17 protein-coding genes and 1 pseudogene are annotated in these 22830 nt (G+C 62.9%); 5 read left to right on the top strand and 13 right to left on the bottom strand.

Going from position 1 to position 22830, the window contains the following annotated elements:
* Positions 1 to 103: 103 nt before the first annotated feature.
* From rpoD to J3485_RS21205, 5 genes and pseudogenes are all read right to left on the bottom strand, one after another.
* On the bottom strand, positions 104 to 2338 hold the full coding sequence (gene rpoD, locus J3485_RS21225) for an RNA polymerase sigma factor RpoD (protein WP_374192480.1): 2235 nt from the start codon (positions 2336 to 2338) through the stop codon (positions 104 to 106).
* 347 nt (positions 2339 to 2685) lie between these two features.
* Positions 2686 to 4572, bottom strand: coding sequence for a DNA primase (gene dnaG, locus J3485_RS21220; protein ID WP_206956294.1), 1887 nt, complete (start codon positions 4570 to 4572; stop codon positions 2686 to 2688).
* 101 nt (positions 4573 to 4673) lie between these two features.
* Positions 4674 to 5120 (bottom strand): GatB/YqeY domain-containing protein, encoded by a 447-nt coding sequence (locus J3485_RS21215; protein WP_206956293.1) that lies wholly within the window; start codon positions 5118 to 5120, stop codon positions 4674 to 4676.
* Positions 5121 to 5278: 158 nt separating this feature from the next.
* Positions 5279 to 5491, bottom strand: coding sequence for a 30S ribosomal protein S21 (rpsU, locus tag J3485_RS21210; RefSeq protein WP_115533772.1), 213 nt, complete (start codon positions 5489 to 5491; stop codon positions 5279 to 5281).
* A gap of 69 nt (positions 5492 to 5560) precedes the next feature.
* Positions 5561 to 6814 (bottom strand): annotated as a pseudogene (locus J3485_RS21205) (BaiN/RdsA family NAD(P)/FAD-dependent oxidoreductase); the annotation flags it as partial.
* Positions 6815 to 6904: 90 nt separating this feature from the next.
* On the opposite strand from J3485_RS21205, the gene tsaD reads away from it, so the two are divergent.
* Positions 6905 to 7933: a tRNA (adenosine(37)-N6)-threonylcarbamoyltransferase complex transferase subunit TsaD gene (gene tsaD, locus J3485_RS21200; RefSeq protein WP_206958247.1), complete on the top strand. Its 1029-nt coding sequence runs from the start codon at positions 6905 to 6907 to the stop codon at positions 7931 to 7933.
* Positions 7934 to 7954: 21 nt separating this feature from the next.
* Here the strand turns inward: tsaD and folE2 are convergent, their stop codons facing one another.
* The 4 genes from folE2 to J3485_RS21180 all read right to left on the bottom strand — a co-directional run bounded on the left by folE2 (position 7955) and on the right by J3485_RS21180 (position 12078).
* Entirely contained in the window at positions 7955 to 8770 is an 816-nt protein-coding gene (gene folE2, locus J3485_RS21195) for a GTP cyclohydrolase FolE2 (protein ID WP_206956291.1), read from the bottom strand.
* Positions 8771 to 8910: 140 nt separating this feature from the next.
* Positions 8911 to 10809 carry a 1-deoxy-D-xylulose-5-phosphate synthase gene (gene dxs, locus J3485_RS21190; RefSeq protein ID WP_206956290.1) on the bottom strand — a complete coding sequence of 633 codons (1899 nt, stop codon included), beginning with the start codon at positions 10807 to 10809 and terminating at the stop codon, positions 8911 to 8913.
* A gap of 85 nt (positions 10810 to 10894) precedes the next feature.
* The gene (locus J3485_RS21185; RefSeq protein ID WP_206956289.1) at positions 10895 to 11779 is read right to left on the bottom strand and encodes a polyprenyl synthetase family protein; all 885 of its coding nucleotides are present in this window, start codon (positions 11777 to 11779) and stop codon (positions 10895 to 10897) included.
* Positions 11776 to 12078 (bottom strand): exodeoxyribonuclease VII small subunit, encoded by a 303-nt coding sequence (locus J3485_RS21180; RefSeq protein WP_206956288.1) that lies wholly within the window; start codon positions 12076 to 12078, stop codon positions 11776 to 11778. Before J3485_RS21180 ends, J3485_RS21185 begins: the two co-directional genes overlap by 4 nt.
* Positions 12079 to 12357: 279 nt before the next feature.
* Here J3485_RS21180 and J3485_RS21175 point away from each other — a divergent pair, with 279 nt between their 5' ends.
* A complete protein-coding gene (locus J3485_RS21175; RefSeq protein WP_206956287.1) occupies positions 12358 to 13464 on the top strand; it encodes an aromatic ring-hydroxylating oxygenase subunit alpha in 1107 nt (368 codons plus the stop codon).
* A 132-nt stretch (positions 13465 to 13596) separates the two neighbouring features.
* Complete coding sequence (locus J3485_RS21170; protein ID WP_206956286.1) at positions 13597 to 14469, top strand: sulfurtransferase; 873 nt, start codon at positions 13597 to 13599, stop codon at positions 14467 to 14469.
* 103 nt (positions 14470 to 14572) lie between these two features.
* Here the strand turns inward: J3485_RS21170 and J3485_RS21165 are convergent, their stop codons facing one another.
* From J3485_RS21165 to polA, 3 genes are all read right to left on the bottom strand, one after another.
* Positions 14573 to 15097 (bottom strand): hypothetical protein, encoded by a 525-nt coding sequence (locus J3485_RS21165; RefSeq protein WP_206956285.1) that lies wholly within the window; start codon positions 15095 to 15097, stop codon positions 14573 to 14575.
* 195 nt (positions 15098 to 15292) lie between these two features.
* Complete coding sequence (locus tag J3485_RS21160) at positions 15293 to 16642, bottom strand: NAD(P)/FAD-dependent oxidoreductase (RefSeq protein WP_206956284.1); 1350 nt, start codon at positions 16640 to 16642, stop codon at positions 15293 to 15295.
* Between the two features lie 179 nt (positions 16643 to 16821).
* The gene (gene polA, locus J3485_RS21155; protein ID WP_206956283.1) at positions 16822 to 19599 is read right to left on the bottom strand and encodes a DNA polymerase I; all 2778 of its coding nucleotides are present in this window, start codon (positions 19597 to 19599) and stop codon (positions 16822 to 16824) included.
* A 1-nt stretch (position 19600) separates the two neighbouring features.
* On the opposite strand from polA, the gene J3485_RS21150 reads away from it, so the two are divergent.
* The gene (locus J3485_RS21150) at positions 19601 to 20344 is read left to right on the top strand and encodes an LOG family protein (protein ID WP_206956282.1); all 744 of its coding nucleotides are present in this window, start codon (positions 19601 to 19603) and stop codon (positions 20342 to 20344) included.
* A gap of 66 nt (positions 20345 to 20410) precedes the next feature.
* Here the strand turns inward: J3485_RS21150 and J3485_RS21145 are convergent, their stop codons facing one another.
* Positions 20411 to 21460, bottom strand: coding sequence for a LacI family DNA-binding transcriptional regulator (locus tag J3485_RS21145; RefSeq protein WP_206956281.1), 1050 nt, complete (start codon positions 21458 to 21460; stop codon positions 20411 to 20413).
* A gap of 188 nt (positions 21461 to 21648) precedes the next feature.
* Between J3485_RS21145 and J3485_RS21140 the strand changes: the two genes are divergently transcribed.
* Entirely contained in the window at positions 21649 to 22815 is a 1167-nt protein-coding gene (locus J3485_RS21140; RefSeq protein ID WP_206956280.1) for an ABC transporter ATP-binding protein, read from the top strand.
* Positions 22816 to 22830 lie beyond the last annotated feature (15 nt).

Below are 22830 nucleotides of genomic sequence, written 5' to 3'. Positions count from 1 at the left end.
CCACCTAAAAACCAGCACTCCCGCGACACAAGCCACTTGTAAAAAGGCCCGGCGCTTCAAGCCGGGCCTCGTTACTGCATCGAGCTAACCCATCCCTCGCGAATCAGTTGCCTTCGAGGAACGATTTCAGCTTGTCCGATCGGCTCGGGTGACGCAGCTTGCGCAGCGCCTTCGCTTCGATCTGGCGAATCCGCTCACGCGTGACGTCGAATTGCTTGCCGACTTCCTCGAGCGTGTGGTCCGTGCTCATCTCGATACCGAAGCGCATGCGCAGCACCTTCGCCTCGCGCGGCGTCAACGAATCGAGCACGTCCTTCACGACGTCGCGCATGCTCGCATGCAATGCCGCATCGGCCGGCGCGACCGTGTTCGTATCTTCGATGAAATCCCCGAGATGCGAATCGTCGTCGTCGCCGATCGGCGTTTCCATGGAGATCGGCTCCTTCGCGATCTTCATGATCTTGCGAATCTTGTCCTCGGGCATCTCCATCTTTTCCGCGAGCGTCGCCGGATCGGGCTCGAGGCCCGTCTCCTGCAGAATCTGCCGCGAAATACGGTTCATCTTGTTGATCGTTTCGATCATGTGAACCGGAATACGGATCGTGCGCGCCTGGTCGGCGATCGAACGCGTAATGGCCTGACGTATCCACCATGTCGCGTACGTCGAGAACTTGTAGCCGCGGCGATATTCGAACTTGTCCACGGCCTTCATCAAACCGATGTTGCCTTCCTGGATCAAATCGAGGAATTGCAAGCCGCGGTTCGTGTACTTCTTCGCGATCGAAATCACGAGACGCAAGTTCGCCTCGGTCATCTCGCGCTTGGCCTGGCGCGCCTTCAATTCGCCGGCTGCCATTTGACGGTTCGTTTCCTTCAGATCCTTCAACGGCAACACCACACGCGCCTGCAAATCGAGCAGACGCTGCTGCTGCTCGCGGATGGCCGGAATGTTGCGCGACAGAATCGCGCTATACGGGTGGCCCTCCGCCACGATCTTCTCGGCCCACTCGAGCTCGGTCTCGCTGCCCGGGAAGCGGGCGATGAATTCGGCGCGCGGCATGCCGCACTTGTCGACGACGGTATGCAGAATCTGACGCTCGACCTGACGCACTTCGTCCACCTGCGCACGCAGCGTGTCGCACAGGCGCTCGACCGTGCGAGCCGTGAAGCGGATCGACATCAACTCGTTTTGGATCGTCTCTTGCGCCTTCAGGTAGGACTTCGACTTGTAGCCCTCCTTCTCGAACGCCCGGCGCATCTTATCGAACCACTCGCTGATCAATGCAAACTTCTCGAGCGAAGTACGCTTGAGCGCTTCGAGCTGAGCGGCGTTCGCCGTAGCCTGCGCGGTGCCGTCGTCCTCTTCTTCCTCGTCGCCCTCTTCTTCCTCTTCCTCTTCGCTCTCGTTTTCGATCGCTTCGGCATCCTTCGCCGAAAAACCGTCCGCGTCCTCCGCGTTCGGATCGATGAGGCCGTCGACCAGTTCGTCGATGCGTATTTCGTCGTTCGCGACGCGCTCGGCCATCGCGAGGATATCCGCGATCGTCGTCGGGCATGCCGAGATCGCCATCACCATGTGCTTCAGGCCGTCTTCGATACGCTTCGCGATCTCGATTTCGCCTTCGCGCGTGAGCAACTCGACCGTGCCCATCTCGCGCATGTACATGCGGACCGGATCGGTCGTGCGGCCGAACTCGGAATCGACCGTCGACAGTGCAACTTCCGCTTCCTCTTCGACTTCGTCGTCCGACGAAACGGCAGGGGCGTTGTCGTTCAGCAGCAGCGTCTCGGCATCGGGTGCCTGCTCGTAGACGGCCACGCCCATGTCGTTGAACGTGCTGATGATGCCTTCGATCGCTTCGGTTTCGGCGAAGTTGTCGGGCAAATGGTCGTTGATTTCCGCATAGGTCAAAAAGCCACGCTCTTTGCCGAGCTTGATCAGCGCGCGCAGCTTCGCCCGGCGCTCTTCGAGCTCCTCGGCCGTGCCCGGCTGAGTCGACGCGAACGCGTCTTTCAGCAGCGCCTTTTCCTTCGCGCGGCGATCGCGCGCCTTGGCTTTTTCGCCCTTGCCCGGAGTAGCTTGCTGCTCTTCGGCTTGGGTTGCGTCGTCATCGACGGATACTTCGTTCAGCTTTTTCGTCATGGAGTTCGCCGTACCGGCTATAGTCTCGACTCGCGGCTGCTGGACTTCAGCCGGTTGCACCGTGGATACTTGGGTATCGCGCACTGCCGTATCGTCCGGCGTGGCAGTCGCACCCCCTGCACTTTTCGAACCGGCCCGCCTCGCGGCGGCGGCCCTCGTCTCCGGCTTGGCGGACGTTCTCGCCGCCTTGGTCATATCGGCGGCTGCCGCCGAAGTTCGCGCAGCCCCCGAGCTTCCCGATTTCTTCTCGGCCCGCGCCGCTGCGCCCGCAGCCGATGTTTTACCGACAGAAGCAACGGCGGCAACGGCGGCAACAGCCGATTTGCCAGCGACGACTTTGCGCGACGGCCCCGCCGCGCGCTTGTTCGAGCCACGGGCATTGCCCTTGCTCGTCCCTGTCGCGCCCTTGGCAGCCACTCTCTCGCCCGTAGTCTTCGTCATCGCTATCTCGCCCCTGCTTAAGCGCCACTGCTTTGAAAAGACAAACTAGACCGCTGAAAACCTTTTATGATAGCACACTCGGCACAATCCCTCTTCCGAAGTCAAAGCCCGAGCCGCCGCTTCATGTCGGCTCGCTGTCGATTCAGCTCCGTGAATTGTTCGATCTCTTCCGACGTAAGCTTGGACTGTCGCGACAGGCGCTCAAGCCGCTCGCAGCAGGCGTCGTAGCGAATTTTCAGGATGGCCGCCTGGAATTCCTCGGCGGCGATGCGCTCGCGCTCCTGCTGCTGCTCCACCGCCGCGGCGTCTTCCGCGTCGTACAGCAGCAAATCGCGCACGTTTTCATCATAGTCCAGAATTTCGCGGAAGATTTCTTCGAAAGTCGCCGCGTTGGCCCCATTTCTGAGCAAGTCAGACAAATGCCGAAACTCGGCCGCTTCGCCGAGCGCACGCGCATGCGTCACCGCCTCCGCGAAAAGCTCGCCGTGGTGGCTCTGATTGAACAGGCTCTCCTCGCTCTCCTCATCGAGCAACGACACGATGCGCGGATGCATCACCAAATTGCGCAACGCGTGCTCCTCGATGCCCGTGACACGCCGCCGATCCTTGCGCGGCGGTGCCGCGCGGGCCACCGCGACGATACGTGTGTCGACCTCGCACAATGCCGCGACCTCATCGAACGGAACGTCGAGCCGGTCGGCGAACATGTGCATGATCTGCGCACGCAGCGCATTGGCCGGCAACGCCTGTAGCAGCGGCTTCGCATCGAAAAGCGCACGCGCGCGCCCCTCGGGCGTGTCGAGCTCCTTGCCGGCCAGCACCTCGTTCAACATGAACTGCGAAAGCGGCAGCGCATGCTCGATCTGCTCAGAGAAAGCGTCCTTGCCGAATTCCCGGATGAAGCTGTCCGGGTCGTGCTCAGTCGGCAGGAAAAGGAAACGGATCGTGCGGTTGTCGGCAGCGTGCGGCAAACAGGCATCGAGCGCGCGCCTCGCCGCGCGCCGGCCCGCCGCGTCGCCGTCGAAGCTGAAGATCACGGTGTCGGTCTGTCGCAAAAGCTTTTGCACGTGAATCGGCGTGCATGCCGTACCGAGGGTCGCAACGGCATTCGGAAACCCGAGCTGCGCCAGCGCGACGACATCCATGTAGCCTTCGACGACGAGCACCGAGCGCGCCTCGCGAATCGCCAAGCGCGCCTCGAAGAGCCCGTAGAGCTCGCTCCCCTTGCTAAATAGTGGCGTTTCGGGCGAATTCAAATATTTGGGCTCGCCGCCGTCGAATACGCGCCCGCCGAAACCGATCACCCGTCCTTTGACGTTGCGGATCGGGAACATGACCCGTTCCCGAAACCGGTCATAGCGGCGCGGCTGGCCCTGAGCATCGAGTTTCTCGCTGACGATGACAAGGCCTGCCTCGACGAGCGCATCGTTTTGATAGTCGGGGAATGCGGCTTCGAGATTCTGCCAACCGTCGGGTGCGAAACCGAGCCCGAAGCGGGCGGCGACTTCGCCGGTCAACCCGCGCTTCTTCAGGTACTGAATCGCCTGGGGGGCACCCCGCAAGGCTTTGCGGTAATAGTCGCACGCCGTTTGCATGAGATCCGACAGCGCAGCGACGGTTTTACCGTCGGCCGGCGCGAACCGCTCGAAACCCGACCCGCCCTTTTCCCCGCCATAGCCGCCGCGCACAAGCGACGGCTCCTGCGGCACCGTCAAGCCGACCGATTGCGCAAGGTCGCCCACGGCTTCAGGAAACGAAAGACCCGCATGCTCCATCAAAAAACCGATGGCCGTGCCGTGCGCTCCGCAACCGAAGCAGTGGTAGAACTGTTTAGTAGGACTAACGGTAAACGAGGGGCTTTTCTCGTTGTGAAACGGGCACAAGCCCATGAAATTCGCCCCGCCTTTTTTGAGCTGGACGAACTTGCCCACCACGTCGACGATGTCGACGCGGTTCAGCAGGTCCTGTAAAAAGGCGTGCGGAATCACGAGCGATGAGGCGCGGCAAAAACCGCGCGGACAAGCGCACCGTCGCCGCTCAGGCGGCGACTAAACGTGGGCATCGGGTGCATTGCGGCTTCGAACACCGGCTACTTGGCGAGCGCCGCCTTCACGAGTGCGGACACCGCCGTCATGTCGGCGCGGCCCGCGAGCTTGCTCTTGAGCACGCCCATGACCTTGCCCATGTCCTGCGGCCCCGCGGCGCCCGTCTCGGCCACGACGGCTTGCACTTGCTCGGCGATCTCGGCCGACGATAGTTGCGCCGGCATATAGGCTGCCAACACGGCGATCTCGGCGCTTTCCTGCTCGACGAGATCAGTGCGGCCAGCCGCTTCGAATTGGCTGATCGAATCCTTGCGTTGTTTGATCATCTTGTCGATGATCGCCGTGATTCCGGTGTCCTCGAGCGTTACGCGCTCGTCGACTTCGCGCTGCTTGATGGCCGACAGCAGCAAGCGAATCGCGCCGAGACGGCCCGATTCGCGCGCGCGCATCGCGGCTTTCATATCGTCGTTGATGCGATCCTTAAGACTCATCGTTCACCCAAGTGCATGAAAGGGATTGAATAAAATCAGGCCGCGCAAGCCCAGCGAAAAAACCCGCTTGGGACGCTTCCTCAAGCGGGTTTGGTACAAGCTGCGCACTCGTGCGGGGTAGGGCCGGGCTGATCGACCGCAAACCAGCGCAAGTGCAATCAATAGAATTTCTTCGGCAGCATCTGGCTGCGCAGGCGCTTGAAGTGGCGCTTCACCGCAGCAGCCTTCTTGCGCTTGCGCTCGGCCGTCGGCTTCTCGAAGAACTCACGCGCGCGAAGTTCGGTCAGCAAACCGTTCTTCTCGATCGTGCGCTTGAAGCGGCGCATCGCGACTTCAAAGGGCTCGTTTTCTTTTACGCGAATGATCGTCATGTTTCCAAACGGCGATTCACCAAAGGTTCGGGAGTATAGCAGACCTTCTGCACATTTACACGAAAGTTGTCAAGCGCTGCGTGCACTCCGAGCGAACTCCACGGCAGCCTGGCCGGCCGCCACGCCGGACGCCCAGGCCCACTGGAAGTTGTAGCCACCGAGCCAGCCTGTCACGTCGACAGCCTCGCCAATGAAGTAAAGCCCCGGCATACGCGCACTCATCATGGTCGTAGACGACAGCTCGCGCGTGTCGACACCGCCCTTCGTGACCTCCGCCTTGCGATATCCCTCGGTCCCGGACGGCGTCAACGTCCATCGCGAAAAGGCCTCCCCGAGGCCGCGCAACGCTTTATCGGGCAAATCGGCCAAGCGCGCCTCGATGGAAACGCCACGCGCTTCGAGCCAAGCATGGGCCAGGCGAGCGGGCAGCCATTGCGCGAGCAAATTGCCGATCTGCCGCTTCGTGCCGCTCGATTTGGCCTCCAGCAACTCGGCGGCCGCATCTCGGCCGGGAAGCAAATCGATCACGATCGGCTCGGCGCTTTGCCAGTAACTCGAGATCTGCAGAATGCCGGGGCCCGACAGCCCGCGATGCGTGAACAGCAAATCTTCGACGAACGATCCTTGGCCGCCCTTGCGCCCTGCCGCCACTTCGACTTCGAGCGAGACGCCGGCCAGCGCAGAGAACGGCGCCCACGCGTCGGACGTAAATGTCAGCGGCACGAGCGCCGGCCGCATATCGACGAGCTTGTGGCCGAACTGCTTCGCAATTCGATAGGCGAAATCGGTCGCGCCGATCTTCGGGATCGAGAGGCCTCCGGTCGCGATGACGAGCGAGCGCACGGCGATCTCCCCAGCGTTCGTATCGAGCACGAAGCTTGCGCCCTCGTCGCGACGCACGCCTTGCACGGCCACGGGACGACGCCACGCGACACGGCCCGTATCGCATTCGGCCTTGAGCAGGTCGATGATCGATTCGCTCGAATGGTCGCAAAACAACTGGCCGCGATGCTTCTCGTGCCAGGCAATGCGGTGGGCCTTCAATAACGCGAGAAAATCGCGCGGCGTATAGCGTGCGAGCGCCGAGCGGCAAAAATGCGGATTGGCCGATAGATAGTTGGCGGGGCCTGCTTGCAGATTCGTGAAGTTGCAACGGCCTCCCCCGGAGATGCGGATCTTCTCCGCCAGCCGCGGCGCATGGTCGACGAGCACCACGCGCGCACCGCCCTGCCCGGCGACGGCCGCGCACATCATGCCGGCAGCGCCCGCGCCGATCACAGCGATATCAAAAGATTCCATGGCGCGCATTTTACCTGCGCGAACGGCCTCGGACGGCGCACTGCTATACTTTTACGTTTCCCATGTGCCCGATGCGGCGCCGGCCGCGTGCCGGTCGTGCGCACCCACCCCACCATGCTCGTTCTCGGCATCGAAAGCTCGTGCGACGAAACCGGGCTCGCGCTCTACGATACCGAGCGCGGCCTGCTCGCACACGCCCTCCATTCGCAAATCGCCATGCACCGCGAGTACGGCGGCGTCGTGCCCGAGCTCGCCTCGCGCGACCACATCCGCCGCGCCCTGCCGCTGCTCGAGGACGTTCTCGCACGCTCGGGCGCGTCGCGCGCCGATATCGATGCAATTGCGTTCACGCAAGGCCCAGGGCTTGCAGGGGCGCTGCTCGTCGGCGCGAGCATAGCGAATGCGCTGGCGATGGCCTGGGACAAGCCGGCCGTCGGCATTCACCATCTCGAAGGCCATCTGCTGTCGCCGCTGCTCGTCGATGCGCCGCCGCCGTTTCCGTTCGTCGCGCTGCTCGTATCGGGCGGACACACGCAACTGATGCGGGTCACGGAGGTCGGGGTTTATGAAACGCTCGGGGAGACGCTAGACGATGCCGCCGGCGAAGCGTTCGACAAAACCGCCAAACTGCTTGGCCTCGGCTATCCCGGCGGCCCCGAGGTTTCACGTCTGGCCGAATTCGGTACACCGCGCGCCGTCACGCTGCCGCGGCCGATGCTCCATTCGGGCGATCTCGATTTCAGCTTCAGCGGCTTGAAAACCGCCGTACTCACGCACACGAAACAACTCGGCGCCAACGTGTGCGAGCAAGCGAAAGCCGATCTAGCGCGCGGCTTCGTCGATGCCGCCGTGGAAGTGCTCGTCGCGAAATCGCTGGCCGCGCTCAAAAAGACACGGCTCAAGCGCCTCGTCGTGGCGGGCGGGGTGGGCGCGAATCGACAACTGCGCGAGGCGTTGTCGGCCGCTGCCCAAAAGCGCGGCTTCGACGTCCATTACCCCGATCTTTCGCTGTGCACCGACAACGGCGCGATGATCGCACTGGCAGGCGCGCTGCGGCTGCAGCGCTGGCCCGAGCAGGCGAACAAGGATTACGCATTCACGGTCAAGCCACGCTGGGATTTGTCGTCGCTCGCGCGAGCGTGAAGCCATCGCGCGGCGCAAGCGTCACGTAGATGCCGCATCGCGCTTGTCATGCTCGATGACGGCATAAGCGCTGTGATTGTGAATCGATTCGAAGTTTTCGGCCTCGAGCACGTAGGACACGATGCGCTCGTCGCGGTTGAGGCGCTGCGCCACGTCGCGCACGAGATCCTCGACGAACTTCGGATTCTCGTATGCGCGCTCCGTCACGAACTTCTCGTCGGGACGCTTGAGCAAACCCCACAATTCGCACGATGCCTCTTCCTCGGCCATGCGGATCAGTTCTTCGACGGGCAGATCGGCAAGAAGCTCGACCTCGATCGTCACGTGGGAACGCTGATTGTGCGCGCCGTATTGCGAGATCTCCTTCGAGCACGGGCACAGGCTCGTCACAGGCACGAGCACGCGCAGGAAAGTGCGAACATCGCCGTCGCGCACTTGCCCCGTCATCGTCACCTCGTAGTCGAGCAGGCTCGATACGCCCGAAACGGGCGCCGTCTTCGGCACGAAGTACGGGAAGGTCACTTCGATGCGGCCGCCCGTCGCTTCGAGCTTGTCGAGCATCTCGGCCAACAGCCGGCGAAATGTCGAAGGCTCGAGCGGCGCCTTGTTGCCCTCGAGCAGCGCCACGAAGCGCGACATGTGCGTCCCCTTCTGATGCGCCGGCAGGTGCACATCGAGGTTCCACGTTCCTACCGTCGGCTGCGCCTCGCCGTTCGACATGCACACCATCAAGGGATGGCGCACCCCCTTCACCCCGACGCGTTGAATCGGAATCTGCCGTGTGTCGACCGTGCTTTGCACGTCGGGCATCACGAAGGCGGGGTTCATTTGGTTCATCGTTGTTTTGTCCTTGAGAGCGCGGCTAAGGGGCCGGCGCGCAGAGGCCGGCGCGAGTCACGCCAATAAACGAACATGGGCCCGAAGGCCCATGCATGCATCCTGAAAAGGCGCCGGCCGCCTATGCGACCGGCTCGGGATCAAGCGACGCGCTGCGCCGCCAGCTTGGCCGTCGGCTCGAGAAAGCGCGCGCGAATCGATTTTTCGATGCCCGCGCCGTCGAGGCCGCATTGCGCCAACAGCTTGGCCGGATCGCCGTGATCGATGAAGCTGTCGGGGAGGCCCAATTGTAGTACGGGACGAACAACCCCATTGGCAAGCAGGGATTCGACGCAAGCCGAGCCCGCGCCGCCCATGATGCAACCTTCTTCAACCGTGACGATGGCGTCGTGCGTTTGCGCGAGTTCGCGCACGAGATCGGCATCGATCGGCTTCACGAATCGCATATTGGCCACCGTTGCATCGAGCGCTTCGCCGGCAGCCAACGCCGGCGCGACCATCGTGCCGAACGCCAGGATCGCAATGCGGCTGCCCTTGGGGGCCGTCGATTGACGACGGATCTCGCCTCGGCCGACCGGAAGTGCCGCCATCTGCTTGACCGTCGCCACACCCGCACCCGCACCGCGCGGATATCGCACGGCCGTCGGGTTCGGCTGCTGCAGCGCCGTGTACAACATTTGTCGGCACTCGTTTTCGTCCGCGGGCGCCATCACCGTCATGTTCGGAATGCAGCGCAGGAACGCGAGGTCGTACGCACCCGCGTGCGTCGCGCCGTCCGCGCCCACGAGACCCGCGCGGTCGATCGCGAACACCACGGGCAAATTCTGCAACGCGACGTCGTGAATCAACTGATCGTACGCGCGCTGCAGAAACGTCGAATAGATCGCGACGACGGGCTTCAGCCCCTCTGCCGCCACCCCACCTGCGAACGTCACCGCGTGCTGCTCGGCGATGCCGACATCGAAGTAGCGATCGGGAAAACGCTTCTCGAACTCGACCATGCCCGAGCCCTCGCGCATGGCCGGCGTGATGCCGACGACGCGCGAATCGAGTTCCGCCGCGTCGCACAGCCATTCGCCGAACACCTGCGTGTACGTCTTCTTCGAAGGCGATGCGCTCGGCTTGATCCCCTCCGCCGGATTGAACTTGCCCGGGCCGTGATAGAGCACTGGATCGGCTTCGGCGAGCTTGTAGCCTTGCCCCTTTTTCGTGACGACGTGCAAGAACTGCGGGCCGCGCAACTCGCGGATGTTCTGCAGCGTCGGGATCAGCGAATCGAGATCGTGCCCGTCGATGGGGCCGATGTAATTGAAGCCGAACTCCTCGAACAGCGTAGCCGGCACGACCATGCCCTTGGCATGCTCTTCGAGCTTGCGGGCAAGCTCGAGCATCGGCGGCGCAACGCGCAGCACGCGTTCGACACCCGCGCGCGCCGCCGCATAGAACCGCCCGGACATCAACCGCGCCAGATGCCGATTGAGCGCGCCGACGGGCGGCGAGATCGACATGTCGTTGTCGTTGAGGATCACGAGCAGCGGCACATCGTCGCACACGCCCGCATTGTTCATCGCCTCGAACGCCATGCCCGCCGTCATGGCGCCGTCGCCGATGACGGCAATAGAGAAGCGGTCGATGCCTTCCAGCTTGCTCGCGATCGCCATGCCGAGCGCGGCCGAGATCGACGTGCTCGAGTGCGCCGTGCCGAACGTGTCGTACTGCGATTCGGAGCGGCGCGGAAAGCCCGAGATGCCGCCTTGTTGGCGCAGCGTCGGCATCCGGTCGCGACGACCCGTCAGAATCTTATGAGGATAGGTTTGGTGGCCGACGTCCCACACGATACGATCGTGCGGCGTGTCGAATACGTAGTGCAAAGCGATCGTCAGCTCGACAGTACCGAGATTCGACGACAAGTGCCCGCCCGTTTGCGACACGCTGTCGAGCACGAACGCGCGCAGCTCGTCGGCAAGCGGCTTCAGTTGACGGCGGTCGAGGCGACGCAAATCCGCCGGGTCGTCGATGGTTTTCAACAAGTCGTACATCGTCGTTCCATTGTAGGAAAAGTTACGCGCCCGCTTTTTTCTCGCGCGTCTCGAGGCCAATGGTGCGCGCTAGCGGGCTTCGCGTTCAACTCACCCGGTTCACCACCAGGTCGGCAAGCTCGGCCAAACGCCGTGCGCGCTCACCGAAGGGCGCGATTGCATCGTGCGCGTCACGGCGCAATTGCACCGCCAAAGCACGCGAGGCATCGAGCCCGATAATCGAGACGTAGGTCGGTTTGCCGTCTTTCGCGTCTTTCCCGGCGGTCTTGCCGAGCGTAGCCGAATCGGTCGTGACGTCGAGGATGTCGTCGACGACCTGGAACGCCAGCCCCACGGCCGCCGCATAGGCGTCCAATGCGGCCAGGGCGTCGGCATCGGGCACCGTGCCCGCCAGCGCACCCATCCGGACCGACGCTCGCAGCAGCGCACCCGTCTTCATCCGGTGCATCGTTTCGAGTTGCGGCCGCGTCAACGTCAATCCGACGCTCGCCAAATCGATCGCCTGCCCGCCGGCCATGCCGAGCGAACCGCTGGCGACAGCCAGCTCGCACACGAGCGACGCTTGCACGCGCGCATCGAGGGCCGCCCCGTCGGTCAGTACGACGAATGCCTGCGACTGCAAAGCGTCGCCGACGAGCAGCGCCGTTGCTTCGTCATACTGAACGTGCACCGTCGGCTTGCCGCGGCGCAGGGCGTCGTCGTCCATGCACGGCATGTCGTCGTGCACGAGCGAGTATACGTGGATCATTTCGAGCGCGGCCGATGCCGCCTCGAGCGCCTCGGCCCGGGCCCCCGTCAATTCGCCCGCCGCGTGCACGAGCAATGGGCGAACGCGCTTGCCGCCACCGAGCACCGCGTAGCGCATCGCATCGTGCAAGCGCGCCGGCTCCGTAGCCGTTGCAGGCAAATAACGTTCGAGTGCCGCTTCGACGCGCGCGAGCACCGCGCGCATCCATTCTTCAAAAGTCATAGATCGTCTCCGCTGTCCGCGGGGGCCGTACCAGGCGGCAGCGGCTTGAGCGTCTCGCCGTCGAGCACACGCACCTGCTGCTCCACCTTCTCCAGCTGCTGCTGACAATACGTCACGAGGGCCGCGCCGCGTCGGTACGCAGCCAGCGATTCCTCGAGGCTCAGGGCGCCGCTCTCCATTCGGGAAACCAGCTCTTCCAACTCGGCCACCGCTGCTTCATAGTTCTGGGGCAGCGCCGCGTCCCCTGGTTCGCCGCCGGACAAGGGCGCGGCCGCGCCTTCGGGTGCTGTCTTCGCCATTGGATCGGGGTGAATTTAAAAACAAGTCGGACATTCTACGGCAAAAGCGCACTACCCGACCCATCCGCCCCCCTTCCTGGACTGTCGCACCGAGGACAAAAAAACAACACTCGTACAGCGGCCCCGGAGCAAACGATGGCTTCTTGCTCGGTTTTTTTGACCCAAATCATGTACTTAAGCGCCCCAAGCGAAGGGGAAAGGGTATAATCGCCGGTTCCCTAAATCGAATCTTCGATGGTTGGGTTGTTCGCTGCTTTCACGTTTTCATCGGGAGTGGGAATGTCCAATCTGAGCACTGCTTTGCAGCTCAAGGCCATTTCGAGCCAGCTGCCGGTCACGGCTTACTTCGACGAAGCGCTCCTCGCGCGAGAAGTCGAAACACTTTTCAAGAAGGGTCCTCGCTACGTCGGGCATGAATTGATGGTGCCCGAGGCGGGAAATTATTTCGCACTGCCAAGCGAGCAAGAAGGGCGCGTACTCGTACGCACCCCCCGTTCGCAGGTGGAGTTGCTGTCGAACGTCTGCCGCCATCGCCAGGCAATCATGCTCAATGGGCGCGGCCAGGCTGAAAACATCGTTTGCCCGCTGCATCGTTGGACCTACAATCTCGACGGCGAGTTGCTAGGCGCGCCGCACTTCGCCGATAACCCGTGCCTAAATCTCGGCACCACGCCACTGCGGAACTGGCACGGCCTGCTGTTCGAGGCGCAAGGTCGCGACGTCGCGCAAGATCTCGCGAAGCTCGGCACGCAGCACCACTTCGATTTCTCGAACTACATGTTCGATCACGTCGAGGTGCACGAGTGCAATTACAACTGGAAAACGTTCATCGAGGTCTACCTCGAGGACTATCACGTCGTGCCGTTCCATCCGGGCCTCGGCAGTTTCGTCAATTGCGACGATCTAACCTGGGAATTCGGCGATTGGTACAGCGTACAGACTGTCGGTGTGCACAACGGCCTTGCCAAGGCAGGCAGCCCGATTTACCGCAAATGGCACGACGAGGTGCTACGCATGCGCGGCGGCAAGCCGCCCGAATACGGCGCCATCTGGATGGTCTACTACCCGGGGCTCATGATCGAGTGGTATCCGCACGTGCTCGTCGTCTCATGGCTGATTCCGCGCGGCCCACGGAAAACGACGAACATCGTCGAGTTCTATTATCCTGAGGAAATTGCGCTGTTCGAACGCGAATTCGTCGAGGCCGAGCGCGCCGCGTATATGGAAACCGCGCGTGAGGACGACGAAATCGCCGAACGCATGGACGCAGGCCGCCTTGCCCTGCTCGAACGCGGTGAATCGCAGGTCGGCCCGTATCAAAGTCCAATGGAAGACGGGATGCAACATTTCCACGAATTTCTGCGACGCGAACTCGGCGAAATCTGACGATCGGCCTTGACGCCACCGATCGAAAGACGGGCAAGACGGCAAACGTGCCTCTTGCCCGTCTTTTTGTTTAGACTGGAATCAATCATCCGCCGTCCACGCACGAGTTCGCTCGCCAACGAGGAGTCCATCATGCCGCACACGCATTACACCACGCTGATCTCGCCCGACAATCTCGCGGAGCGTTTGTCCAGCGCACCGGGCAGCGTGCTCGTCTTCGACTGCAGCTTCGACCTCGCCAATCCCGATGCGGGAGAACAGGCCTTCGCGGCAAGCCATATTCCCGGTGCTCATTACCTGCACCTCGACCGCGATCTGTCGGGTCCGAAGACAGGCAAAAACGGACGTCACCCGCTGCCCGCGCGCGACGCGCTCGTCGAAACACTCGTCAAGCATGGCCTGAAGCAGCATCAGCAGGTCGTCGCCTACGACGCGCAAGGCGGTTGTTATGCCGCACGGCTTTGGTGGCTATTGCGTTGGCTCGGGCACGATTCGGTGGCCGTGCTCGACGGAGGAGTACAAGCTTGGCAGGCGGCTGGGCAGAAGCTAGATACCGCTGCGCCGCCCGTTGCATCGCGCGGCGATTTCAAAGCAGCCGCCCCGCTGGCCGTGACCGTCGACGCCCAACATTTGCTCGCCAATATGAAGACCGGCGAGCAGGTTGTGGTCGATGCGCGCGCGCCCGATCGCTATCGCGGCGAAAACGAAACGATCGACCCCGTGGCCGGCCACATCCCCGGTGCACTGAACCGCTTCTTCAAGAACAACCTGACAGCCGACGGGCGCTTCAAGTCGGCCCATACGCTGCGCGAAGAGTTCAGCGCGGTCATCGGACAAAAGCAGCCCGAGCACGTCGTCCTGCAATGCGGCTCCGGCGTTACCGCCTGCCACAATGCGCTCGCGATGGAAGTGGCTGGACTGCACGGCGCCGCGCTATATGCCGGTTCCTGGAGCGAGTGGTGCGCCGACCCTTCGAGGCCGGTGGCCACAGGGCCGAATCCGTGACGGCCTGACGTTCGACCAACCTCACGCCTGCCTTTACGCTATCGGAACGCGGGCGCCGCTCGGCTGCCTGCGCACCCTTTTGGGCAATCCTTTGCGCAACGCCCTATCCGCCCGGCGAATCTTTCAGAAACCTCACGCTGGCGAGGGAGTTTCTGGCAATTGACGACTGCGCCCCAAACTCCCCGTTTTTTACCGGATTGCCTGGGGCGCTCAGATTGAGAACCTCGACCCCGCTGCCCGCCGCCAGATCGCATCGCCATCGGCCTAGCGGCGTGACGGTGATCATATTGCCGATGAACGGCGACGCGGTACCGTAGTAAAGCGCCGCATCCGCTGGGTAATACAGCACGCGCAATGTCCGGACCGTGACGAGATCCGGCGTTGACCGCTGAAGCAAACGCCGCGGCAACTTACTCGTGGTCGAGGTTTCGCCGTCGAGAACATGCAGAAATTCCGGTGCGCCGGGAAGCTTCAACCACTTGACGACGACCTTCGTTCCCTTCAGCACCCATCTCGACCAAGCCGGACCGATCGGGCTTAGCGTGGTGGAGCGATCGGGCGTGAGAGAGATGCTCGAGCAATAGCCGAGTGCGTTATTGCCTAATTTGCCGTCGGGGAGCGAGACCATATGGGTCGCGAGGGGAGGATGGCTCATGGTATCGATGAATCAGGCGGCCGCCGTCGCGCGGCAAGCGCCTGATGCTTGACTGAAAACGTGAAGCCTATTCGGTCCAGACTGGACGAATAAGCGACAGCGCTCGAATTCAGACCAAAGGAAGACGACACCCGACGGCCCGCCCCGCGCGAGCCGTATCCCGCACGACTAATGCAGCTTCACGCGCGGCAGCGTCGTCCGCCGCAGCCAATGCGCGACGGTGTCGAGCATCATCCGCGGATAGCCATGCAATGCGGCGACGTGTAACCGATAGAGCGACATGTACATGAACCGAGCGAACAAGCCCTCGACCAACATGCTTCCGCCGATGAGGCCGCCCATCAGATTGCCCACCGCGCTGAAGTGGCCAAGCGATACCAGCGAACCGAAATCGCGATAAGTGAACTCCGGCAACGGCTTGCCCGCGAGCCGATTCGACATCGCCTTCAGCAGAAAGCTCGCTTGCTGGTGCGCGGCTTGGGCGCGCGGCGGGACGTTGCGCTCCTCGCCGGGCCAGGGACAACCCGCGCAATCGCCAAGCGCGAAGATATTGTCGTCGACCTCCGTTTGCAGCGTTCGGCGCACGCATAGCTGCCCCAGACGATTGACGGTGAGCCCATCGAGCTGCCCCAGCACGGGCGGCGCCTTGATGCCGGCCGCCCACACGGTCAGATCGGCGCGAACGATCTTGCCGCTCGCCGTCCGCACGATACCCGGTGCGACCTCGGCCACCGTCTCGCCGATCATCAGCTTCACGCCGAGCTTGCGCAGCAGCTCGGCCGTCGCGCTCGAGACGCGCTCTTTCAGCGCCGGCAAAATGCGCGGCCCGGCTTCGATCAAAACGATACCGATGTCGTGACGCGGGTCGAGCTTATGCAGCCCGTAAGCGGACAGCACCTGCGCCGTATTGCGTAGTTCGGCCGAGAGTTCGACGCCCGTCGCGCCGCCGCCGACGATCGCCACCTGGATGCGCGGCTCGGCCTCCGCCGAAGCGCCCAGGCCCGATTCGACCGCCGCATGCGGCTGATGCTCGGACCGCATGCAAGCAGCGATGAGCCGCTTGCGAAACCGCTCCGCCTCCGCGACGGTATCGAGCGCGATCGAATGCTCGGCCGCACCGTTCACCCCGAAGAAGTGCGTCGTGCTGCCGATGGCGACGACGAGCGTGTCGTATTCGAGCTCGCGCCGCGGCAGCAACTCAGCGCCATCGGCATCGATGACCGGAGCGATCGTGATGCGCTTGGCCGCGCGATCGAGGCCCGCGAGCTCGCCCTGCTGAAATTCGAAGCCATGCCAGCGCGCCTGCGCCGCATATTCGAGTTCCTGCGTGAACGGATCGAGACTGCCGGCCGCCACCTCGTGCAGCAAAGGCTTCCAGATGTGCGTCGGATAACGATCGACGAGCGTGACGAGCGCGCGCGGCCCTTCGCTGTTCTTGCGCGCGCCGTAACGATCGCCGAGGCGGGTTGCCAACTCGAGCCCGCCTGCCCCTCCTCCCACGACGATAAAACGATGCATGCCGATACTCCCTATGCCGTTGATAATTCGGTTCGGTCGCGCGCTCGTGAGGGCGGCGCGAGCGCAAGCTAGTGCCGCACATTGCACTCGATCATTGTCCGCGAAGGAGCATGCGCGCGCGAGGCCGCCACGGCTTATTGAAGCCATACGGCCGCGAGCATGAGCGCGGGATCAGCGCATCAATGCGCTTCTTCCCAATTCGCACCGACGCCGACTTCCGCCACGAGCGGCACCTTCAGCGCCGCGACGCCGCACATCAATTGCGGCAGCTTTTCGCGCACGACTGCGAGTTCGTCGTCGGGGACTTCGAGCACGAGTTCGTCATGGACCTGCATGATCATGCGGCTCTTCGCATGCACTTGTTCGAGCCATGCCTGAACGGCGATCATGGACATCTTGATGAGATCGGCCGCCGTGCCCTGCATCGGCGCGTTGATCGCCGCGCGTTCGGCCGCTTGCCGGCGCGGGCCGTTGCCGCCGTTGATCTCGGGCAGCCAAAGCTGGCGCCCGAACACCGTTTCGACGCAGCCTTTGATCTTCGCGTTCGAGCGCGTGTCGTCCATGTAGCGGGCGACGCCGGGATAGCGCGCGAAGTAGCGGTCGATGTAGAGCTTGGCCGCGTCGCGCGTGATGCCGAGATTGGAGGCCAGCCCGAACGAGCTCATGCCGTAGATCAAACCGAAGTTGATGACCTTCGCGATGCGTCGCTGATCGCTCGTGACTTCGAGCGGCGTGACGCCGAATACTTCGGCCGCGGTCGCGCGGTGGATGTCTTCGCCGTGCGCAAACGCGCGCAAGAGCGATTCGTCACCCGAGATATGCGCCATGATGCGCAGCTCGATCTGCGAGTAGTCGGCCGAGACGATCTTGCTGCCCTCGGGCGCGATGAACGCCTCGCGGATACGACGGCCTTCGGCCGTGCGCACAGGAATGTTCTGAAGATTCGGATCGTTCGACGCGAGCCGCCCCGTTACCGCGACGGCCTGCGCATAGTTCGTATGCACCCGGCCGGTCTTCGGATTGACCATGCGCGGCAGCTTATCGGTGTAGGTCGATTTCAGTTTCGACAAGCCGCGATGCTCGAGCAGCAGCTTCGGCAACGGATAGTCCTCGGCGAGTTTTTGCAGTACCTCTTCGTCCGTCGAAGGCGCGCCGCTCGGCGTTTTCTTGACGACGGGCAGTTGCAACTGCTCGAAGAAGATCTGCCCGATCTGCTTGGGCGAACCGAGATTGAACGGGCCACCCGCAAGCGCATAGGCTTCGGCTTCCAGTTCGATGAGCCGCGCCGCGATCTCGTTGCTTTGCCGGCGCAACCGCTCGCTGTCGATCAGCACGCCGTTGCGCTCCATCTTTCGCAGCACGCGCGCCGTCGGCAATTCGATGTCGCGATAGACATGCAACAAGCCCGCCTCGCGTTCGACCTGCGGAAACAACGCCTCGTGCAACTGGAACGTGATGTCGGCATCCTCGGCCGCATACTCGGCCGCTTGCGCGAGCGCCACTTCGTCGAAGCCGATTTGCTGCGCACCCTTGCCCGCCACGTCTTCGTACTTGATCGTCTTGATGCCCAAATGGCGCGACGCGAGGCTGTCCATGTCGTGCGGGCGATGCGACTCGAGCACGTACGATTCGAGCAGCGTATCGTGCTCGACGCCGTTCAGCTCGATGCCGTAATTGGCAAGCACCTGCTCGTCGTACTTCAAATGTTGGCCCAGCTTTTTCTTCTCGCCGCTTTCGAGCCACGGCTTGAGCTTGCCCAACACCTCGTCGCGCGGCAATTGCACAGGCGCGTCCGGCCCGCGATGCGCGAGCGGAATATAGGCCGCACAGCCGGCGTTCACCGACAGCGAAATGCCGACGAGCTCGGCCACCATCGGATCGAGCGAAGTCGTTTCCGTATCGAACGACGTCAATGGCGCTGCATCGATCTTCGCGAGCCAAGTGTCGAAATGCGCCCACGTCTGCACGGTCTCGTAGCGGCGCTCGGGGGCGATCGTCGGCGCGGGCTCGGCGGCGAGCACGTCCGGCCGCTCACCTTCGCTTGCATCGACCTGCGTATCCTCGGCACCTTCGATCAGCGTTTCCACTTCGCGCAGCCAGGTCTTGAAGCCGTGCCGCATGAACACGTCGCGCAATTCGAGCGGCGATTCGGGCCGTGCCGGCAAGGTTTCTTCGATCGAAGCGACGTGCTCGGCGAGATCGCATGCGCGCTCGACCGTCACGAGTTTCTTGGCGAGCGGCAGAAAATCGAGCGCGCGGCGCAGGTTGTCGCCGACGACGCCCTTGATCTCGCTCGCATGCGCGACGACACCATCGAGCGTTTCGTATTGCGCGAGCCACTTGACCGCCGTCTTCGGCCCGCATTTTTCGACGCCGGGCACGTTATCGACCGTATCGCCGATCAACGAAAGGTAATCGACGATGCGCTCGGGCGGCACGCCGAACTTGGCGATGACACCCTCGCGGTCGAGCGTTTCGTTCGTCATCGTATTGACGAGCTTGACGCGATCGCTGACGAGCTGGGCCAAGTCTTTGTCGCCGGTGGAAACGACGACGTTCATGCCCTCGCGTTCGGCCACGGCGGCAAGCGTGCCGATCACGTCGTCGGCCTCGACACCCTCGACCATCAACAACGGCCATCCGAGCGCGCGCACGGCCACATGGATCGGTTCGATCTGCTTGGAGAGGTCCTCCGGCATCGACGGACGATGGGCCTTGTACTCGGGGTACCAATCGTCACGGAACGTCTTGCCCTTTGCGTCGAAGACGCACGCGCTATACTCTGCGGTGACGTCCTTGCGCATGCGCCGCAACATGTTGATTAGGCCGTAAAGCGCACCCGTCGGCTGACCGTCCGGGCCGCGCAAGTCAGGCATCGCATGGTAGGCCCGATACAGATAGCTTGATCCGTCGACCAAAACGAGGGTCTTACCTTCCAGGTTCCGTTCTGCAGGCATTATGAACAAAAGAAAAGTGATTCCGAGTCTGCGATCGCTCGCAGATCAAGAACGCGCAACGGCCAAAAAGGCCCGCGCGTCGTGGCAGATGTTCACGATTATGGCAGAGTTCATCGAGGCGACCGAGTACCTCTCGGAGATTCGCCCGGCCGTGAGCATTTACGGTTCGGCACGCCTCAAACCGAGCTCGCCTTACTACAAGCTCGCGACGCAAATCGCACGCAAATTGTCGGACGCCGGCTTCGCCGTCATATCGGGCGGCGGCCCCGGCATCATGGAAGCCGCGAACAAAGGCGCCCATGCCGGCAAAGCGCCGTCGGTCGGGCTGAACATCGAATTGCCGCACGAGCAATCGGGCAACCAGTGGCAAGACATTTCACTGCGTTTTCGCCACTTCTTCACGCGCAAAGTCACGTTCGTCAAGAACTCCGATGCCGTGATCGTCATGCCGGGCGGCTTCGGCACGCTCGACGAATTGGCCGAAGTGCTGACGCTGATCCAAACCAAGAAGTCGCGGCACGTACCGATCATCCTCGTCGGCGCCGAGTTCTGGAAGGGATTGCTGCATTGGTTCGAGACGGCCTTGTTGCCGATGAAGCTCATCAATCCCGAAGACATGAACCTCATGCAGGTGATCGACGATCCCGACCAAGTGCTGGAAGCGGTGCTCGCGTTCTATGAGGACCGCGGGGAAGCCGAGCCGCACGCCGCCAAATCGGACGAGGATCGGATGTTCTATCTTTGAGCGAACGAGCGCGCCCGCCCGGCTTGGGCGTGCGCGCCGAATCCTTTAGGACACCTAAGCATTACCCTATCCATCGCAAGCCGGCCCGGTCGACGCTCGCACGATGAGATGCGGCGGCGACGTTACGCACAGACGCGCCTCGCGCGCTTCATGTGCAATCGTGCCTATCGCCTGCTCGCCAGGCGCTTCGATCAACTCGAGTAGTAGCTCGACCGCGAGTTCAGCCGCCTCGACCGTCGGGACGGCAACCGTCGTCAACGCGGGCCGCGACTCGCGTGCAAGCTGGATGTCCGTAATCCCTATCACCGATAAGCGATGCGGCACGTCGAGGCCAAGATCGGCGGCCGCCTGCATCGCCCCGAGCGCCGGCAAATCGTTCGTCGCGAACAGCGCCGTGAGATCCGGATGCGCCTTCAGCAACTCGAGCGCCGCGGCATACCCGCCCTGTGTCGTATCCGGTGCATATCGCACGGGCGCCGCCGCGCCGTCGAGCCCCGCCGCCCGCATCGCATCGACGAACCCGTCGTAACGCGCCGCATGGATGCCATACACCTTGCTGCCGACGATCGCTCCAATTCGCCGATGCCCGAGCGACAACACATGTTGCGCCGCCAACTTCCCCGCCAACCGAAAATCCACCGCGACGCACGGCAGCCCAGGCGGATCGGCCGGGCGCTCCCACATACACAGCACAACCGGTGCGCCACGTAATTGCGTCATCCGCAAATCCTCGAAATCGAGGTTCGCATTCATCACCAATACGCCTTCGGACAGCGTCCCCGCGATTTGATCGAGGTAGGCGCGCCCGGTACGCGGATCGCCATCCGTATTGCAGATGATGAGGAATCGCCCTTTGCGTCGCAGCGCATTTTCCACGGCAAGCGCGAACTCGGGATAGAACGGGTTCGCGATACTCGACACCATCAGCGCGATCGTCGGCGCACGCCCCTCGGCCAGCGCGCGCGCCGGCAGATGCGGCCGATAGCCGAGTTCGGCGATCGCATCGAGCACGCGCTGCCGCGTCGCGTCGCCCACGCGCCCTTTGTTGCGCAGCACGTTCGAGACGGTGGCGGGCGTCACTCCTGCTCGGAGCGCAACTTCGTTCAGCGTCGGCATGGCTTCTCAATAAATGGGATGGTTATTCAACATTTGCGTAGTCGCGTCGAGCACTGGCAACATTGGCCGTACAGTCAGAACGATCGCTCGAAACGCAGCTCAGATCGCATCACGATCGATTTCTTACGACGACTTGATTAAGCGCTTAATCTTCACTTGGCGCTGATTAGAACATGGAGACGGCCACGATGGCGAGCATTTCGTTACGCGGTGTGCAGAAGGCTTACGGCGAAGGTGCGCCGGTGATCCGCGACGTCGATCTCGAGATCGGCAAGAACGAGTTTTGCGTGTTCCTCGGCCCATCGGGCTGCGGAAAATCGACGCTGCTGCGGATGATCGCCGGCCTCGAAGACGTGACCGACGGCGACGTGTCGATCGGCGGCAAGCTCGTCAACGACGTGCCCGCTGCGCAGCGCGGCGTCGCGATGGTGTTCCAGAGTTACGCGCTGTTTCCGCACATGACTGTCTACGAGAACATGGCCTTCGGCCTCAAACTCGCCAAGACACCCAAAGCCGAGATCGATCGCAAAGTGCGCGACGCGGCGCGCATCCTTCAACTCGATACGCTGCTCGAACGACATCCGAAGGCGCTCTCGGGCGGCCAACGGCAGCGTGTGGCGATCGGCCGCGCGATCGTGCGCGAGCCCGGCGTCTTTCTATTCGACGAACCGCTTTCGAATCTCGATGCGACGCTGCGCGGACAAACGCGCGTCGAAATCGCGCGACTGCATCGACAGTTCGCCAATGCCAGCGTCGTCTACGTGACGCACGATCAGATCGAAGCGATGACGCTCGCCGACAAGATCGTGCTGCTGCACGCGGGTAAGGACACCGAACGATTCGGCAGCATTGCGCAAGTGGGCGCCCCGCTCGATCTCTATCACCGGCCCCAAAGCAAGTTCGTGGCGGGGTTCATCGGCTCGCCGCGCATGAATTTCCTTCCGGCAAAAGTCGCTTCGATCGAATCGACCGGCGTCACCGTCACGCTCGAGGGCAGCGGCGAATCCGTGCAACTGCCCTTGCAAGGCAAACACCTGAGCGTCGGCGCGCCCGTGACGTTCGGCGTGCGCCCGGAACATCTCGAACCGATGCAAGGCGAAGCGGCATCGGCGACGAGCGAGCGCAACGCCATCGCGCTCACTCGCACGATCACGCTCGTCGAAGCGCTCGGCGAGCACAGCTATGTGCATCTCGATCAACCGGGCGGCACCGTGCTCATCGCTAAAGCGCCCGGCGATGCGCGCATCGAGCAAGGCGACACGGCGCGCTTTCGCGCATCCGTCAGCGCCTGCCATCTGTTCGCCGAAGACGGCTTCGTCGTCGCACCGCTCGATACCGTCGAACAACCCGCGTGAACGACAACGACAACG

Source organism: Trinickia acidisoli (assembly GCF_017315725.1).
Taxonomy (GTDB): domain Bacteria; phylum Pseudomonadota; class Gammaproteobacteria; order Burkholderiales; family Burkholderiaceae; genus Trinickia; species Trinickia acidisoli.
This window is presented reverse-complemented; position numbering and strand designations above follow the sequence as displayed.